This is a genomic window from Nonomuraea glycinis, from assembly GCF_035920485.1.
Lineage (GTDB): Bacteria > Actinomycetota > Actinomycetes > Streptosporangiales > Streptosporangiaceae > Nonomuraea > Nonomuraea glycinis.
The window spans coordinates 1,401,039-1,417,303 of the sequence record NZ_CP109166.1; the positions used below are offsets into that span (position 1 = coordinate 1,401,039).

A 16,265-nucleotide genomic window follows, 5' to 3' on the forward strand; every position below is an offset into this window, starting at 1 on the left:
AGTAACCACCGGCTTCAGCCCCGTACGATGTCCGGATGGCGGTGACCGATTTCCCGTACCAGACCTCTGGTGGGCCGAAGTCCGACCTGAGCGGTCCGCGCATGCCCTCGGTGCGCGACCGGATGGTCCCGCCGATGCGCGGGAGCAGGCTGTGGGGCTGGCTCGCCCCGCTGGTCGTGACCATTTTCGGCGGAATCATCCGCTTCATCGGCCTCGGGCACCCCAAGGCCGTGGTCTTCGACGAGACCTACTACGCCAAGGACGGCTTCTCGCTGATCACCTGGCTCGTCGAGCGCACCCCGATCAAGGACGCCGACAAGGCGATCCTGGCCGGCAACACCGACATCTGGCAGCAGTGCACCCCCGCGAACGCCGGCGAGTGCACCGCCTACGTCGTCCATCCGCCGTTGGGTAAGTGGATGATCGGGGTGGGTGAGTGGTTGTTCGGGATGACGCCGTTCGGGTGGCGGTTCGCGGCGGCGGTGGTGGGGACGTTGTCGATCCTGATTCTGGCGCGGGTGGCGCGGCGGATGACGCGGTCGACGTTGCTGGGGTGTTTCGCGGGGTTGCTGCTGGCGTTGGACGGGCTGCATTTCGTGTTGTCGCGGACGGCGTTGCTGGACATTTTCTTGATGTTCTGGGTGCTGGCGGCGTTCGCGTGTCTGGTGGTCGATCGGGATCGGGCCAGGGAGCGGCTGGTCGACTGGTATGAGACCTCGCCGTTGTCGGCGCAGGGGCCGTCGCTGGGGGCGCGGCCGTGGCGGATCGCGGCCGGCGTCTGCCTCGGCGCGGCGATGGGGGTCAAGTGGTCCGGCCTGGCGTTCGCGGTCGCCTTCGCCCTTCTGTCCCTGCTGTGGGACTTCGGCGCCCGCCGGGCCGCCGGCGTGCGGCACCCCTACCTGGGGGCCATGTCGAAGGACGTGCCCAACGGGCTGCTCGCCTTCGCCGTCGCCCCGTTCGTCACCTACATGGCCACCTGGACCGGCTGGTTCGCCACCTCGCTCGGCTACGGCCGCAACTGGGACCAGGCCACCTCCTCGGGCCCCTTCTACTTCGTGCTCGACTCGGCCCGCTCCTGGGTGCAGTACCAATGGCAGGTCTTCACCTTCCACAACGGCCTGGAGACCTCGCACCCCTACATGTCCGAGCCGTGGTCCTGGCCGCTGCTGCTGCGCCCGGTCGCCTTCCACTACGAGGGCAAGCAGGGCGCCTGCGCCGGGGGCGCCGACTGCTCCGAGGCCGTGCTCGGCGTCGGCACGCCGGTGATCTGGTTCGCCGCGCTGGCCGCGCTGCTGGCGCTCATCGTCTGGTACATCGCCACCCGCGACTGGCGGGCCGGCGCGGTGCTGCTGTCCTACGCCGTGGGCTGGCTGCCCTGGTTCTACTTCGCCATCGCCTCCAACCGCACCATGTTCCTGTTCTACGCGATCCCCATGGTGCCGTTCATGGTGCTGGCCATCACGCTGTGCGCCGGATGGCTGATCGGCCCGGCGGTAAAGACCGCCGGCGGCCGGCTGCCGGCCCGGCGCACCTTCGGGGCCGCCGTCGTCGGCGCCTTCGCCCTGCTGGCATTGATCAACTTCTGGTGGCTGCATCCTGTACTGTCAGCCGAACTGATTCCCTACGCCGAGTGGAAGGCCAGGATGCTGTTCAACAACCTATGGATCTGACCCCGATCACCATCCGCCAAATAGTGGTTTCGTAGGGTAGTCACTGTGCAAGACCCAATACGCACCGGATTCGGTAATCGTCAGGCCTGGGGTCCATACGGCAAACTTCGTGGCATGAGTGCACCAGACGTCACCGCGCTTCTCGCCGAGTTGGAGCGGTCCGCACCGGACCTCGCCGACGACGCAAGGACCGCTGTCGAATGGCTGACCGGCGGCGAGCCGCTGGAAACGGTGACCCAGCTCGATGTCTGCGAGTTCCTCTGGTACACGCTGCCGCTCAAGGTCGGCGGCGACCACGAGCGACTGGCCCACTCCCTCGGCCGCCTGCTGGAGCTCGGCGGCCTCGAACGCTACGCCGCGCTCTGCACCTCGCCGCAGACGATCCGGATCCTGCACGCCTACGCCCAGGACGGCGAGGAGGCGGGCACCGCCGCCTACCAGGAGGCGCTCCAGGCCACGGGCGTCCTCCCGCCGGACGTGCCCGAGCTGCAGTGGAGCATGATCATGGGCCCCGAGGAGCTCGGCGCGCACGTGGCCTGCTCGGCGGCGCTGGAGCTGGCCATCATCGCCGGCGAGACCGTCGACCGGGTCGCGCTGACCCAGCGCTGGCTCACTGAGCCCCGCGCCGACCTCGGCGGCGACAGCTGGCTGCACCGCGTGCACGGCGAGCGGCTCAACCGCTGGGTGCTCGGCCGCGGCCCGGCCAGGCGCGAGCTCGCCCAGCCCTTCGAGGTGCGGCTCTACGCCCCCGTCACCCCGCAGCCCCTGCCCGCCCTGCACGGACTGCTCTCCCAGGCCGAAGGCAGCCTGCCCTTGCGGCTGGCCCCGTCACCGGAAGCGCTCCGGCTGCGCGAGCTGGCCGAGCGGGAGCTCGGCGCGCTCAGCCGCGACGGCGCCCGGCTGGCCCTCACCGACCGCGGCCGGTTCCTGCTCGGCTCACCCGAGGCCATGTGGGAGTCGGTCACCCGGCTGCTGCTGGCCAGGGGGGAGCACGAGTTCGAGGTGTCGGCCCGCGAGGCCGCGCTCATGCTGCTCGCCGACGGCGTGCTGATGTCACCGGCCCAGTTGCGTGAGCGCGTCGCGGAGGTGGTCGGCGGCGAGGGCTGGCATCCGGCGACGGGCCTGGAGGACGTCTCCGCCTCGATCACGGCGCTGATCGGCCAGCTCACCGCCCTTGAGCTCGCCTTCTGCGACGAGCTGGCCATCCGGCTGACGCGCCCCGGCCAGTTCGCGGCCCTGGCCGCACTGCGCGCGCACGCGCTCCGGCCCAGGAAGTACGTCAACTCCACCTGATCGGCTCACACCCGGACGTGATCTCTGGCGGCCGGCGCCGGGCTGACGACGCGCGCGGCCCACAGGGCGATGGCGATGTAGAGCACCTGCTCGGGGATCCGGAGCCACAGCGGCGTGGCGGTCCCGCCGTTGAACGAGGCGTCGGAGAGTGCGGCGTAGATGTTGGCCGGGAGCAGCAGCACGAAGAGCACGGCCAGGCTGATCCCGGCGGCCCGCCGGGTGCCGGCCAGGACGAGCCCGGCGGCGCCCAGCAGCTCCAGCACGCCGCTCGCGTACACCATGAGGCTGGGGAACGGGACGAACGGCGGCACCATGTTCACCATGTCGCCATGGTTGGGCATGAAGGTGACGCCGGCGGGGACGAAGTGCGCACTGGCGGTGACCACGAGCATGGCGGCCAGCGCGTGCGCGGCGCTGACCCGCCAGGTGGCGAACCGGCGGACCCCGAGCATTCCCAGGAGCCTCAAGACCAGCAGGCTGACCGCGAGGACGCCGATGACGACGAACATGACCTTCTCCTCTAGATAGTGTTGCTATCCATCAATTGGATAGTAGCACTACCTAGAAGACGGAGTCAGGTGCGGTCCGAGCGACGTCCAGCTCCGCTCGTCCCCCCATACCGACGCGGGATCCACGTACGGCCGCAGCAGCTCGACCAGGTGCCGGTCTCCCCGGCCGTTGAGCTCCTCCTCCGCGATCTTCCGCGCCACCCCCGCCAGGAAGTCGGCCACCTGGACCCGCGGCTCGTAGAACGAGTCCGCCAGCCGCAACCCGGCCAGCGGCGCCACCTGCTGGATGTGCGCGATCCGCTCCTCGGTCAGCCCGTTGTGCTGGTCATGCATGATCGAAACGGCTCTCGTCCCCTGCCCCCAGTACGACACGGCCTGAACGATGGCCGGAATCAGCGGATCGAGCACCGGAATCGACCCCCGCCGCGCCGGCAGCCCGCCCAGCGACCCGACGATCTCCCCCGCGCGTCCCCCCACCCCGGCCAGGTCCGCCACGACGAGGTCGAACGCCTCGGCCTCCGCCCTGCCCCGCATCACCTCGTTGAACGTCTCCAGGAACGCCGTCCACCGCTCCCGCCCGAACGCCCCGGGTCCGGCACGGTAGAGCTCCACGGCCAGCGCCTCGCCGCGCGGACCGTCGTACGCGATCTCGAAGATCTTGAGTACGGCGAAGAACGCCTTGTCGGCGAGGTAGACGCGGGCCCGCCCGTAGATCGGCCCGGTCGGCGAGAGCAGCCACACCAGGACCGCGCGGTGCTTGCTGCGCAGGAGATGGTTGGCTTTGTACTCCGTGGCCGGGGATCTGATCCGCTCGCGCGTCTCCCGGATGCACTCGGCCGCCGCTTCCTCGGTCAGCAGCACACCGGCGTGCGCGAAGACCTCGGTGTTGCCCCCGATGAGCTTCTCCCCCTCGGAGCCGGACTCATCGCAGGCGATCTCAAGGGTTCCCATCTCACGAAAGCTACGCCCGCCTTCCGATATGCGCCAACGAGTATCGGAGCAGGCCCTATCCGAGAGCGCGCGCAGGCAGTATTTCTCACATCGAGGCAAGTGGAGCACATCGTCCGTTTCGTCGGTTAGCTTGGCTGTCATGGCGCCCGTGACCTCGGGATACGCCTGATATGCCTCTGCGGACGGGATGACGATGAGCGAGATGCGTGCGGCGATGTTCGACGAATACGGGCCCCCTGAGGTGCTCTACGTGGGCACGGTGCCGAAGCCGGTCGCCGGGCCGGGCGAGGTGCTGGTGCGGGTCCATGGCACCAGCGTCAACGGCGGCGAGACCGCGGGCCGGGCCGGCAAGCTGAAGCTGGTGACGGGCCGGAAGTTCCCGCAGCGGATGGGCATCGACTTCGCCGGCGAGGTCACCGCCCTCGGTTCCCCGCATCCCGGGCTGCAGGTGGGCGACCGCGTGTGGGGAGCGCTGCCGCGCGGGAGGTTCGGCAGTGCCGCCGAGTTCGTCGCGGTCCGCGCCCGGCAGCTCTCCCTCGTCCCGGCCGGCCTCGACCTGGTGGAGGCCGCCGCGCTGCCCGCCGGCACGACCGCGATCACCGCGCTGCGCGACCAGGCCCGCCTCAAGGCGGGCGAGCGGCTGCTCGTCCGGGGCGCGAGCGGCGGCATCGGCCACGTCGCCGTCCAGCTCGGCCGGGCCTGGGGCGCGCACGTCACCGCACTCGCCGGGGCCAAGAACCTCGATCTGGTACGCGACCTCGGCGCCGACGAGGCCCTGGACTACGCCGTCACCGGCCCTGCCGACCTGGGTCTCTTCGATGTCATCTTCGACAGCGCCGGCACCGACCCGAGCGCCTACCGCCGCCTGCTGGCACCGGGCGGGCGGATGGTGTCGATCACCTTCGACAGCCGCGCCATGGCCTCGTCGATCGCCTACATCCTGGCCTCCACGGTGTACGGCTCCCGTCGCGTGCGGTTCTTCAGCGGCAACCCCACCCACCGGCTCTTCGCCGACCTGGCCGAGCTGGTGGCGAGCGGGGCGGTGCGCCCGGTGGTGGACACGGTGCGCCCCCTCGCCGACATCGCGGGGGCGCACCGCGCGCTGGAGGCCGGCGGTGTCCGCGGAAAGCACCTGGTCCAGGTGGTGTTCCAGACGCCGAATCTTGCTCCAAATCACAGAGATAGCCAGATTTCATGACAACTTACGGAAAAGTTCGTCCTGGCCCGTGATCCCGGCCTGCACCCGTCAGGCGGAGGAGAGCCATGTCCTACCCGGTCCGACCAGACGGGCCGCGGCCGGATAGGCGATGACGCTGCTCAGCAGGATGAGGGTGAAGAACATCTGCGGCGATACGAGGGCCACCGCTTCGGCGAGCAGCCAGATCGCCACCAGCAAGGCGGCGGCCAGGACCGCCACCGGCCAGGCCGGGCGCACCCGGAGGAGGTACAGCAACGGCCAGGCGAGCACGATCGCGACCCAGCGCCCGACCTGCCACGCCTGCACGAAAAGGTAGAGACACCCCGTGTAGTGCCCGCAGGAGTCAGGGAACAGTTCGGCCATCACCTGGGCCCACGCCACGAGACCGACCGGAAGGATGATCCCGACGGCTCCGGCCGCGACGATCTGCCGGCCGGGCCTGCCGCGCGGTGACTCGATCATCTGCGGATGGTGGCACACGGGACGGCACCTGGCCAGGGCTGCGTCATGGCACCGCTCACCGGCTGGGGGGCGTCTCGGCGGCGTCCCATGCGAGCTCGCCGCCGACCGCCCGGGGTTTCCAGGAGCCGATGGATCCGCCGTTCTCCATGGCGTCGGCGGTGCGCTTCAGCAGGGCGTAGTACGAGCGGATCGGGACTTCTGCCGGCGAGAAACTCATGGTGCCCTCGTGATCGGTCTCCCCGACGTCCCGCATGAGGGAGTCGATCACCAGGTTGTCACCGCTTCCGTCGGCGGCGAAGGGAATCATTCTCCCGTCCCACCATTCCTGCCGGGGCAGGGAGAATCCCTCCTCCCCCTCGTCCTCGCCGTCGACCGCGCAGAGCGATGACCATTCGTCACGGATCTCCCGGACGTTCAGGTTCGCATGGCCCAGGAAGCCGAAGGGCCAGGAATCCTCCGGAAAGACAGACCCGTCGTGCCGCAGCAGTGAGGCCCGCAGATCATTGGGGAACCGCACGCCCATGTGCGCCTCCGCCGCCGCGATGGCCTCGGCGTCTCCCGGTTCGCCGAGCGTGCGATAAGTCGTGGGGGCGTTGGTCTTCAGCCAGGTCTCGATCCGCCGCCATTGCCGGTTGACGGCCCGGGTCACCTTCGCGCTGACCTTCCGCACGCGCGGCTCGGCGCTGCGCGGGGCGCAGTCCTCGTCCGCCTTCGGCGGTTTCTCGTACGTGGCCGACTGCGGAGGATTATCGCCATTCGGGACGTCGGCCGGATAACCGGTGAAGGAAAACTCGTGGACCACTGTCTCCGTTTCCTTGGCGAAGACCATATTCTCCAGCACCTGAGTGCCGACAACGAGCAGGAAAAGCGCGAACCCGGCCATCCCCCAGCGGACCAGGCGGCGCCGGACGGGCTCCTCCAGCGGCTTTCTCGGCTCACCGGGCTCGAAGAACTTGATGAATCCAGGACGATCGAGAACGGACGGCCTGGCGGCGAAACGGCTGAGATCCGCCGCGGTGGGGGTGCCGAGAATCGGCGCGGGCGGCCATTGTTCCACCGGTGCCGGAGTTTCGCTCGGCTGGACCGTATCCGTCGGGGGCCGGCGGGAACGTACGAACACCACTATCGTCACCGCGGCCGCCAAGGCAGCCACCAGCGCGAGCCATACTCCCCGAGACCTGATCAATCGCCGCACGTCCGGCAGAGTACCCCTATTTGATCTCCACGGAGATCCGGATTCAGCGGGCCAGAACCACCAGAATGAGGGCCAGCAGGGCAGGAGCCGCCTGAACCACCAGAATGCGCTTGTTCGCGACGACGCTCATGCTGCTCCTTCGGGGCATATGCGAAGATCGGCCCGGCGAGACCAGCAGCCATTCTCCCGGCACCTCCCCGCGCCCGGCATTTTCTGTCGGCCGCGTACGCGATGATCAGCGGCACGGCCCGGAGTCCACCCAAGGAAGTGCTCGTGCGTCGCTATCGGTTCGGCCCGCTCGCCGCGTCAGTCGCGGCGCTCTACCTCGTCGCCATCGCCGTGCTCACCGTCATCGCGCTGGTCACCGGCGAGGAGGACGCCCTGTGGCGGGTCGTCACGGGCGAGCCCGCGACCCACGGGCTCACCGCCGTGTGGTGGGTCGTGCTCGCGCTGGCCCTGATCGGCGCGGTGCAGGGCGCGGCCTGCTGGCAGGTGCTGCGCGGGCGCCTGCGCGGCACCCCGGTCGACGGAGGCAGGCAGGTCGCCTGGCTCCGCGGCACGCTGTACGTCACCGTCGCTCTCGCCCTGCTGCCCTCGTGGTCATGGCCGATGAGTCTGCTGTCCGCGCTCGCCCAGGTGGTCATCGTCTGGCTGTTCTTCCGGGTGCTGGCCGGCGCCATCCCCACCTGGGCGCGGATCCTCATGCTCAGCACCGGGACGATCGACGCGGTGGCCGGACTCGCTCTCACGCTCTCGTACACCCTCGAACTCGAAGCCCCCATCCGGATTCTCAGCATGATCATGCTGGACGGCCTGCTTCGGATGGCGTGGGTGGTGCCGATCCTGGTCGCCCAGGCGAGAGATCCCCGCTGGACCCGCGCCACTGTGTGGATGGGCGTCCTCTCCCTGGTCACGACGTTGCTGCAGCCCTCGTCGTTCGTGACGTTCTCCTACGGCGAGGTGTCGTACACCCTCGTGGCCTTCGCGCTGCTCGGCGCGTTGAGCGTCTTCGGGCTGGTCTGGGCGGCCCGTTCCGCGCACGAGCTGACCGGCCCGCGCCCACTGCCGGCCGAGCCGCCGCCCGGCAGAGCGCCGCCCAGGTGGTGGCCGCTGCCCGCGCTGGCGATCGCCCTCCCGCTGATCCCCGCGGCGGTCAACCTCGCGAACGGCATGCCGTTCTGGATCGGCCCCCGGGGCCCGATCCAGACCTACGTCCTCGACCTCGCCGACGACACGACGGCCCTGTTCTGGCTCGCTCTCGACCTGCTCGTCGGGGTCGGCGCCCCCGCGCTGCTCATCCTGGCCGCGGTCCTGCGCCGGACCCAGCGACTCATCCGGGCCACGATCCTGACCCTCGTCCTGCTCGCGGCGATCGGCGCCCTCCCCACCGAGTCCCCTCGCGACTACGGCTTCCCCCTCGACGACCTGCCGCTGTACCCGGACCACCTGTTCGTCACGGACCCGCAGGGTGTGCCCTCCTTCGGCCTCTCACCGCTGTGGTACAGCGCCGCCCTGCTCGCCGCCGCCCTCCTCCTGCTCCTCCTGTACGCCGCCCCACCCGCTCGGCGGATGCGCCACCACGTGCTCGTAGGGGTGCTGACCTCCTCGGCGGTCCTCGCCTTCCTCCCCGTCGCGGACCAGCCGCACGGCCCGGTGACCACCGCCCAGGACTGCCTGCCGCCCGAGCCCTGGGGCAGAGCCGAGCACCGCGCACCCACCGGCGAGGAGGCGTACATCTGCGGCATCCGAGGCGGCGGCACCCCGCTGCAGTTCGCCGCCACCACGCCCGACCAGGTGCTGCTCGCCCACGGACGTCGGCTGTGCGGCATCTACACACGCGACGACCCGCAGGAGACCGCCCGGATGCGGACCCTGGAAGGGCTGGACCGCCAGGCGCTGGCGAGCACGCTCGCCGGGGTCTGCCCGAGCGTCGCCGCCACGCTCAAGGCGGAGCGCGACCAGCAGGACGCGGAGCTGAAGGAGTGGCAGGCCGACTCCCAGCGCATCTGTGACGCGACCCCGCGCCACCACCCGCTCATCAAGCCGGCCAAGCAGACCGTGATCAAGGAATCTCAGCGGACCGACCACGGGGTCCTGGAGGCATGGGAGCCGACCGGCAACGCCGACGACACCGAGGACCCCCTGGTCAAGGCCCAGGCCCTCCTGGCCAAGGCTCAAGCCCCGGGCAACGGGCTGGTCGCCACCTTCCCCGGCCAGCTGATGATCCTGTCGAACCCCGACTTCGACCTGTGCGTCACCCTGGAGACCTACCCCCGCCGCCCACCGGTGGAGACCAAGGGCTGGGACCACGTCATGGAGGTCGGCTATGACAGCTCTCTCGGCGAGATCGTGCTCAGCGACGCACTGAGCGGCACCGAGTTACCCGACTTATCCCTCAACGACCGCAAAGGCCACTACCGGATCCGGGTGCACTACGACTGGTTCCCTTGGGACGGCCTCCATGAGGGCGGTCAGCGACTCCTGATCATGGCGTACCCCGGCCGCGGCGACAACGTCACCACCTACCGCCGACCAGCAGCGAGATGACGCCCACGACAGCGGGGCGACCCTCACTCGCAGGACGCCGGCTCGTCGGCTGTCTGCGGCGGACGCTACCTGGCCGCGATTCCTTCTACGGTCCCGCTCATGAACGTCAACCCCTTCCGTATCAATGTGGCCCAGGCCGAGCTCGACGCCCTGCGGGACCGGCTGACCCGGACCCGCTGGCCCGCGGAGCCGCCCGGTGTCGGCTGGAGCCGGGGCACGCCGGTCGCGTACGCCAGGGAACTGGCCGAGCACTGGCTCACCGGCTTCGACTGGCGGGCGCAGGAGCGCAGGCTGAACGAGCTGCCGCAGTTCACGACCGTCATCGACGGACAGACCATCCACTTCGCGCACGTCCGTTCGACTGACCCCGACGCGCGGCCGCTGCTGCTCCTGCACGGCTGGCCCAGCTCGTTCGTCGAGTTCCTCGACGTGATCGAGCCGTTGACCAAGGAGTTCCATCTGGTGATCCCCTCGCTCCCCGGGTTCGCCTTCTCCTCGCCGCTGGCCGCTCCCGGCTGGACGGCCGCGCGGATGGCCGGGGCGTTCGTCGAGCTCATGGCCGTGCTCGGCTACGAGAGGTACGGCGTTCACGGCGGCGACACCGGCGCGTTCGTCGCCCCGGAGATGGGCCACCTCGCCCCCGGACGCGTCGCCGGCATTCACCTCAACGGCGTCCTGTCGTTCCCGGCGGGGATCGAGGGAGAGGACGAGTCGCTGTCCGAGACGGAGCGCCGGCGCGCGGCGGACCTGGAGGAGGCCACCGCCGGTTACGTCCCCATCCAGTCGCGTTCGCCGCAGACGCTCGCGTTCGGCCTGACCGACTCCCCCGCCGGGCAACTGGCCTGGATCGCCGAGATCTTCCACCGGTGGGCCGGGGCTCCCATCGACCGCGACCGGTTCCTGACCAACGTCAGCATCTACTGGCTGACGGGCACCGCGGGCTCCTCGGCCCAGATCTACTACGAGCAGGTGAACGACCCGATGGCCTGGGTGCCGAAGCCGCGCGGCACCGTACCCACGGGGGTGCTGCTCGCGGGGTCGCATGAGTACGCCATCCGGCCCTACGCGGAGCGCGATCACGCCATTGTGCACTGGTCGCAGAAGGACGAAGGCGGTCATTTCTTCGCCATGGAGGAGCCTGAGGTGTTCGCCGAGGACGTACGGCGGTTCTTCACGATGAGGTCGGTCGCGGCCAGGTTCTGACCGCTATGAGTGCCAGCATCGTCGGATGTTGGAAACCTCGGCCCGGCTGCTCCGCCTGCTCGCCCTGCTCCAGATCCACCGCGACTGGTCGGGCACGGAGCTGGCCGAACGCCTCGGCGTGAGCCCCAGGACCGTCCGGCGCGATGTCGACAAACTGCGGGTGCTGGGCTACCCGGTCAACGCGATCGGCGGTGTCGGCGGTGGTTACCGGCTGGGCGTCGGCGCCTGCCTGCCCCCCTTGCTGCTCGACGACGAGGAGGCGGTCGCGGTGGCGGTCGGGCTGCGCACCGCGGCCGGCGGCGCGATCACGGGCATCGCCGAGACCTCCGTGCGGGCGCTGGCCAAGCTGGACCAGGTACTGCCCTCGCGGCTGCGCCACCAGGTCGACACGCTCAGCTCGGCCATGGTGATCATGCCGATGCCCGGTTCGACGGCCGATCCGTCGACGCTGATCGCGATCGCCTCGGCGGTGCGCGACCATCAACGGCTGCGCTTCGACTACGTCGCGCATGACGGCGCCGCGACCGTACGCGATGTGCAGCCGTACAGACTGGTCCAGAACGGGCGGCGCTGGTATCTGTTCGCCTGGGACACCGGGGCCGCGGACTGGCGGAGGTTCCGGGCCGACAGGCTGGCGCTGCGCGTCCCCACCGGGCCCCGGTTCGTCCCGAGGCCGCTGCCCGCCGAGGACCTGGCCGGCCACTTCGCCCTGCGGACGACCGCGAACGGCCACCGCTACCGGGCGGTGCTCACCATGCACGCCTCGGCCGAGGAGGTGGCCGACGAGGTGCCGCCCACGCTCGGCGTGGTGGAACCCGTCGACGACCGCACCTGCACCCTGCGCATCGGCTCCGACAGCCTCGACCACCTCGCGGTATGGGTCGCCGCGTTCGGCTTCGACTTCGACGTCCACGAGCCACCCGAACTGGTGAACCACCTTCGCACCCTGACCACCCGCCTGCGGCGAGCCGTGCCGGAAGACCCGGCGCCCGGCTCCTCGGCTCCGGTCATGCCGTCAGGCGGCGGCTCCCAGCAGGAGAGCGGCGACGACCGGCACGAGGTACAGCAGCGGGTAGGCGACCGTCGAGTAGGAGCGTGCCCGGAGCACAGTGATGACGGCCCCGACGAAGTACAGAACCAGGCCGATGCCGGCCAGGGTGCCGATCACGGGCACGAACAGGCCGACCAGCAGGCCCGCGGCCCCCGCACCCTTGGCGGCACCGAGCCAGGGCCACCATGAGCTCGGGACACCGTACGCTGCCAGCGGTTCGACGACCCACGCGGCGCGAGTGAGGATGGCGTAAGCGGAGAAGGCCACCCACGCGGCGGCGAGAACGGTGACGATGACGTGAACCATTGGGGGCGCTCCTTGCTTCGGTGACGCTGGGCCGGGGCCGCAGCGGTGAGTCCGTCACAGCCTTGACCCGGCGTCGTACGGCGATGTGACCGCCGGCGAAGGTGACCTGCGTCACATGCGAGGAGCCCGGCGGCCGGGAGGTGAACCACCTCCCCGCCCCTCAGTCGAGGACCGCCAGATCGAGTCGATCGAGACGATCGGGCTCTGCGATGACGTCGATGGCGGTGATGAGGCCGTCGACGATCGTGAACGTGAGAGCCACCCGCAGGTGGCGGTGGGGAGCCATCACGAGGCCAACCGCGCCGTCGATGAGGGCGGGGCCGGTGAACTGGGCCCGCTGCATGGCGGCCATCGCGCCCTTGGCGACCGGCTCGGCTCCATGGACCAGGACGGGCTCGGCGGTCAGCATGACGGACTTGTCCGCCCGGAGCGTGACATCGGGGTGGAGCAGCGTGATCAGAGCGTGGAAGTTCCGGCCGCGGGTGGCGGCCAGGAAGGCTTCGACGATCTCCCGCCGGCGGGTCAGATCGGCGTGCGGGGCGGGTGCGGCACCCCTGACGCGGCGGCGGGCACGGCTGGCCAGTTGCCGGGTCGCCTCCGGCGATCGCTCCAGCATGGGGGCGATCTCCTCGAACGGCACGGCGAACAGATCGTGCAGAACGAAGGCGAGCCGCTCAGCCGGACCCAGGGTGTCGAGCACCAACAGCAGCGCCACCCCTACCGAGTCGGCCATCACCACTTCCTGTTCCGGATTCCCGGTGGCCGCGGGGCCCAGCAGCGGGTCAGCCGCCTGGATGTCCAGCGGTTCCTCGTGGCGGCTACCGCGCGAGCGCAGCATGTTCAGGCACACCCGAGCCACCACCGTGGTCAGCCAGCCGGCGATGTTCCGCACCTGGCTGACATCGGCGCGGCTGGCACGCAGCCAGGCGTCCTGCAGCGCGTCGTCGGCCTCGCTCAGCGACCCGAGCATCCGAAAGGCCACCGCGCGGAGATGCGCGCGATGCTCGGTGAACCGCTCTGTCAGCCAACGATGATCGTCCACGTCACATGCCTCCGTTAACCAGCGTCAACGGAAAACGATACTTACCGACCTAGCGACGTATGGCAGGGTTCCCCCTCGGGGGTTCGGTTCTTGGGCTTCGCCGTCCGTGCCGGCCGCGTCAGGCGGTGAGGCCGGCGCAGGTCAGCCAGATGTGCTCGCAGGTCGAAGACGCCTTCTGCAACGTCTCGCGGGACTCTTGCGAGGCGTGGTAGAAGGTCCGCTCGATCATCCAGCACAGGGCGCGTGCCATCGCTGACGCCTGGTCCGGTTCGGTGCTGGCCTGTACGTCGGCTCGCTCCAGGACAGCCGTGATGGCCTCGGTGAACAAGTCAGCCGTACGGCTCCACAGCTCGCCGATCTCCGGCACGGTCAACGACAGGTCGATCGCCGTACGCATGACCAGGCCGTGCTCGTTCCACAGCTCGACCGTGCGCCGCATGGCCGCTGCGATGGCCCGGCGCGGCTCGCCGGTCTCCGCGGTGGCCCGGGACCGCTCCCACAGGTGCTCAACGGTCCGGGCCACGAGTGCCGTGACCACTTCTTGCTTGGAGCCGAAGTAGAAGTACAGGGCGCCGCGGGTGATGCCGGCGCCCTGGGCGATGTCGCCGACGGTCATGGCCTCGTAGCCCTTGTGCGCCAGCAGAGCTTCGCAGGTGTCCAGAATCGCCCGCTCCCGGACATCGCCCTTGCGCTCGGTGGTGCGTCGGCTCCGCGCGGGCGGGTGGCCGGGCATCAGAGCTGAGCGCCGTCGGCGAAGTCGGTCGTACGGGAGAGTGTCTCCCAGGCGCGGATGTCCTCGTCCACGGCCATGCGTGCGGCGCTGACCAGTCGCAGCGCGTCCGAGCCCAGGACGAGATGGGCCGGCGGCCGGTCGAGCGACGCGATGTGCACGACGGCGTCCCCGGCCTTGGCTGGATTGCCGAGTTGATGCCCGCTCGCCTTCCGCCGCGCTGCACGGATGGGGGTGAACAACTCGTCGTAGTCGTCGATGGACTGTGCGGCGCGTGTCATGGACCGCCCGGCCCAGTCGGTGCGGAAGGAGCCGGGCTCGATCGCCGTCACGTGGATCCCGAACTGTGCGACCTCCTTGCCCAGCGCCTCCAGGATGCCTTCCAGCGCGAACTTGCTGCCGCAGTAGGCGGACATGCCGGGCACGGCCATGAGCCCGCCCATGGAGGTGACGGCCATCAGGTGCCCGCGGCGGCGCCGGCGCATGTGAGGCAGTGCTGCCTGCAGGGTGGCCACCGCCCCGAAGACGTTGACCTCGAACTGCCGCCGTACCTCGGCCAGCGAGGTTTCCTCGAAGGTGCCCTCCAGGCCGTAACCGGCGTTGGCGATGACGACGTCCAACGGCCCGACGCTCTGCTCCACCTCCGCGATCACGCTGGAGACGGCGTCGCCGTCGGTCACATCCAGGATGCGGCCGTGCGCGTACCCGGGTTTGAGCTCTTCGAAGGCCCTCAGGTCCTCCTCGGAGCGGATCGTCCCGACGACGGTGTGCCCGGCGGCCAAGGCGGCTTGGGCGAAGGCACGCCCAAGGCCCGTACTGACGCCGGTGATGAGCCACTTCTGCTTCCGCACTGCTCCTCCAGACAGGACTCGAAAGGGGGCTGAACTGCTCCCTCAGTCCATAATCTACACGATGTCGATTTTTATCGCCATTATGTAGATTCTGGCGGCCTATGGGCTCGACCCAATCGGCCGGCCGCCGTACGGACCGCGTCGGCTACCGCCCTCACCCGTCCGCCCTCTCCGGCGTACCCGGTTCACCTCCTGGCCGGACGGAAGCGTGCAGGGCCGCCGCCATCCACGCTGAGAGCGCTGTGAACTCCTCGCCCTTGTCGGGCGGGGTCTCATTGATCACGGCCACCAGGGACACGTACCTGCCATGGGTCGCGTCGTACCGGGGCATCTCCTCGGGTTCTTCCCTTTGGAACTGCTCGACCATGACGAAGCCCGTGGCCAGTTGTTCACGTAACTCGGCCGTGGACTGCCTGCCGACGGCTTCGGCGACCGCGTCCGCCATGCGTACGACCAGCTCCTGCGCCCGTGGAGAGTCCGTCGGCAGCCCGGAACGGCACGCCGCCATGATCTCCTCCATGATCACCGTCCCCGTCCCGTAGATGAAGTCCTGGATCGGTGTGGCGGCTATGTCCCGCCCCGGGGATGTGGAGTAGGTGTCCTGGAGGTAGGAGCGGACCGTATTCCGGAACTCCTCGCCCTGGACCAGGTCGGCCAGCTCGATCCAGGCTTCGAGCTGGGTGACCGTGGGGTCCTCCGGGAGGCTCGGCCGCATCGTCCGCAGCCGCTCGACGAAGCCGGAGGGCACGTCGAGGCCTTCGCCGACCTCGTTCCAGAAGTCGTCGACGAGCCGCTCGCGCTCCTCGTCGGGCATCGAGACGAGCTTGTGCATCAGGGCCGCCTGATCGGCCGTGCCACCCTGCTTGACCAGGGTACGCAGCACCGCCCGCCTGGCCCGCAGGCCGCGCTCCTGACGCTCGACGATCTCCAGGTGCGCCGCGAGGAGATCGTGCAGCGACGTCTCACCATCGAGCAGCCGGCGGATGTCGTCCAGGCCGGCGTCCAGGTCTCGGAGGGTGCGGATGAGCTCCAGTCGCGCGATGGCGCGGATGTCGTACAGTCGGTGGCCCGCGTCGGTCACGCGGGTGGGGGCGACGATCGCGGTGTCGGAGTAATACCGGATGGCACTGACATTCAGACCGGTGCGGCGCGCCACATCCCCGATCGGATACAGCTCGTTGTCGTCCATACCGCCACTATGGGATCTCAAGCCGCTTGAGGTTCAAGCCCCACCGATCTGCGCCGGGCGGCCACCTG

The 16,265-nt window shown here is 69.8% G+C and carries 14 protein-coding genes and 1 pseudogene; 6 read left to right on the top strand and 9 right to left on the bottom strand.

Annotation, left to right across the window (positions count from 1 at the left end; genetic code table 11):
- Positions 1-35 precede the first annotated feature (35 nt).
- Together OHA68_RS06440 and OHA68_RS06445 are read left to right on the top strand one after the other, a co-directional pair.
- Positions 36-1,670, top strand: coding sequence for a dolichyl-phosphate-mannose--protein mannosyltransferase (locus OHA68_RS06440; RefSeq protein ID WP_327106755.1), 1,635 nt, complete (start codon positions 36-38; stop codon positions 1,668-1,670).
- Between the two features lie 114 nt (positions 1,671-1,784).
- Positions 1,785-2,963, top strand: coding sequence for a hypothetical protein (locus OHA68_RS06445; protein ID WP_327106756.1), 1,179 nt, complete (start codon positions 1,785-1,787; stop codon positions 2,961-2,963).
- 5 nt (positions 2,964-2,968) lie between these two features.
- Here OHA68_RS06445 and OHA68_RS06450 read toward each other — a convergent pair whose 3' ends face one another.
- Positions 2,969-3,472 (bottom strand): DoxX family protein, encoded by a 504-nt coding sequence (locus OHA68_RS06450; RefSeq protein WP_327106757.1) that lies wholly within the window; start codon positions 3,470-3,472, stop codon positions 2,969-2,971.
- Between the two features lie 48 nt (positions 3,473-3,520).
- A complete protein-coding gene (locus tag OHA68_RS06455) occupies positions 3,521-4,423 on the bottom strand; it encodes a hypothetical protein (RefSeq protein WP_327106758.1) in 903 nt (300 codons plus the stop codon).
- A gap of 202 nt (positions 4,424-4,625) precedes the next feature.
- Here OHA68_RS06455 and OHA68_RS06460 point away from each other — a divergent pair, with 202 nt between their 5' ends.
- Positions 4,626-5,621 (top strand): NAD(P)-dependent alcohol dehydrogenase, encoded by a 996-nt coding sequence (locus OHA68_RS06460; protein ID WP_327109471.1) that lies wholly within the window; start codon positions 4,626-4,628, stop codon positions 5,619-5,621.
- A 48-nt stretch (positions 5,622-5,669) separates the two neighbouring features.
- On the opposite strand, the gene OHA68_RS06465 is transcribed toward OHA68_RS06460, so the two are convergent.
- On the bottom strand, positions 5,670-6,083 hold the full coding sequence (locus OHA68_RS06465; RefSeq protein WP_327106759.1) for a hypothetical protein: 414 nt from the start codon (positions 6,081-6,083) through the stop codon (positions 5,670-5,672).
- A 55-nt stretch (positions 6,084-6,138) separates the two neighbouring features.
- Complete coding sequence (locus OHA68_RS06470; protein WP_327106760.1) at positions 6,139-7,278, bottom strand: SMI1/KNR4 family protein; 1,140 nt, start codon at positions 7,276-7,278, stop codon at positions 6,139-6,141.
- A 273-nt stretch (positions 7,279-7,551) separates the two neighbouring features.
- On the opposite strand from OHA68_RS06470, the gene OHA68_RS06475 reads away from it, so the two are divergent.
- The 3 genes and pseudogenes from OHA68_RS06475 to OHA68_RS06485 all read left to right on the top strand — a co-directional run.
- On the top strand, positions 7,552-9,825 hold the full coding sequence (locus OHA68_RS06475) for a hypothetical protein (protein ID WP_327106761.1): 2,274 nt from the start codon (positions 7,552-7,554) through the stop codon (positions 9,823-9,825).
- A 99-nt stretch (positions 9,826-9,924) separates the two neighbouring features.
- The gene (locus OHA68_RS06480) at positions 9,925-11,028 is read left to right on the top strand and encodes an epoxide hydrolase family protein (RefSeq protein WP_327106762.1); all 1,104 of its coding nucleotides are present in this window, start codon (positions 9,925-9,927) and stop codon (positions 11,026-11,028) included.
- Between the two features lie 25 nt (positions 11,029-11,053).
- Positions 11,054-11,998 (top strand): annotated as a pseudogene (locus OHA68_RS06485) (helix-turn-helix transcriptional regulator); the annotation flags it as partial.
- A gap of 45 nt (positions 11,999-12,043) precedes the next feature.
- On the opposite strand, the gene OHA68_RS06490 reads toward OHA68_RS06485, so the two are convergent.
- From OHA68_RS06490 to OHA68_RS06510, 5 genes are all read right to left on the bottom strand, one after another.
- Positions 12,044-12,385, bottom strand: a complete 342-nt coding sequence (locus tag OHA68_RS06490; RefSeq protein ID WP_327106763.1) for a DoxX family protein — start codon at positions 12,383-12,385, stop codon at positions 12,044-12,046.
- A 160-nt stretch (positions 12,386-12,545) separates the two neighbouring features.
- A complete protein-coding gene (locus OHA68_RS06495; protein ID WP_327106764.1) occupies positions 12,546-13,427 on the bottom strand; it encodes a sigma-70 family RNA polymerase sigma factor in 882 nt (293 codons plus the stop codon).
- A 118-nt stretch (positions 13,428-13,545) separates the two neighbouring features.
- A complete protein-coding gene (locus OHA68_RS06500) occupies positions 13,546-14,160 on the bottom strand; it encodes a TetR/AcrR family transcriptional regulator (protein ID WP_327106765.1) in 615 nt (204 codons plus the stop codon).
- Positions 14,160-15,008: an oxidoreductase gene (locus OHA68_RS06505; RefSeq protein WP_327106766.1), complete on the bottom strand. Its 849-nt coding sequence runs from the start codon at positions 15,006-15,008 to the stop codon at positions 14,160-14,162. The genes OHA68_RS06500 and OHA68_RS06505 overlap by 1 nt, the downstream gene beginning before the upstream one ends.
- Positions 15,009-15,162: 154 nt before the next feature.
- Positions 15,163-16,197 carry a MerR family transcriptional regulator gene (locus OHA68_RS06510; protein WP_327106767.1) on the bottom strand — a complete coding sequence of 345 codons (1,035 nt, stop codon included), beginning with the start codon at positions 16,195-16,197 and terminating at the stop codon, positions 15,163-15,165.
- Positions 16,198-16,265: the final 68 nt, after the last annotated feature.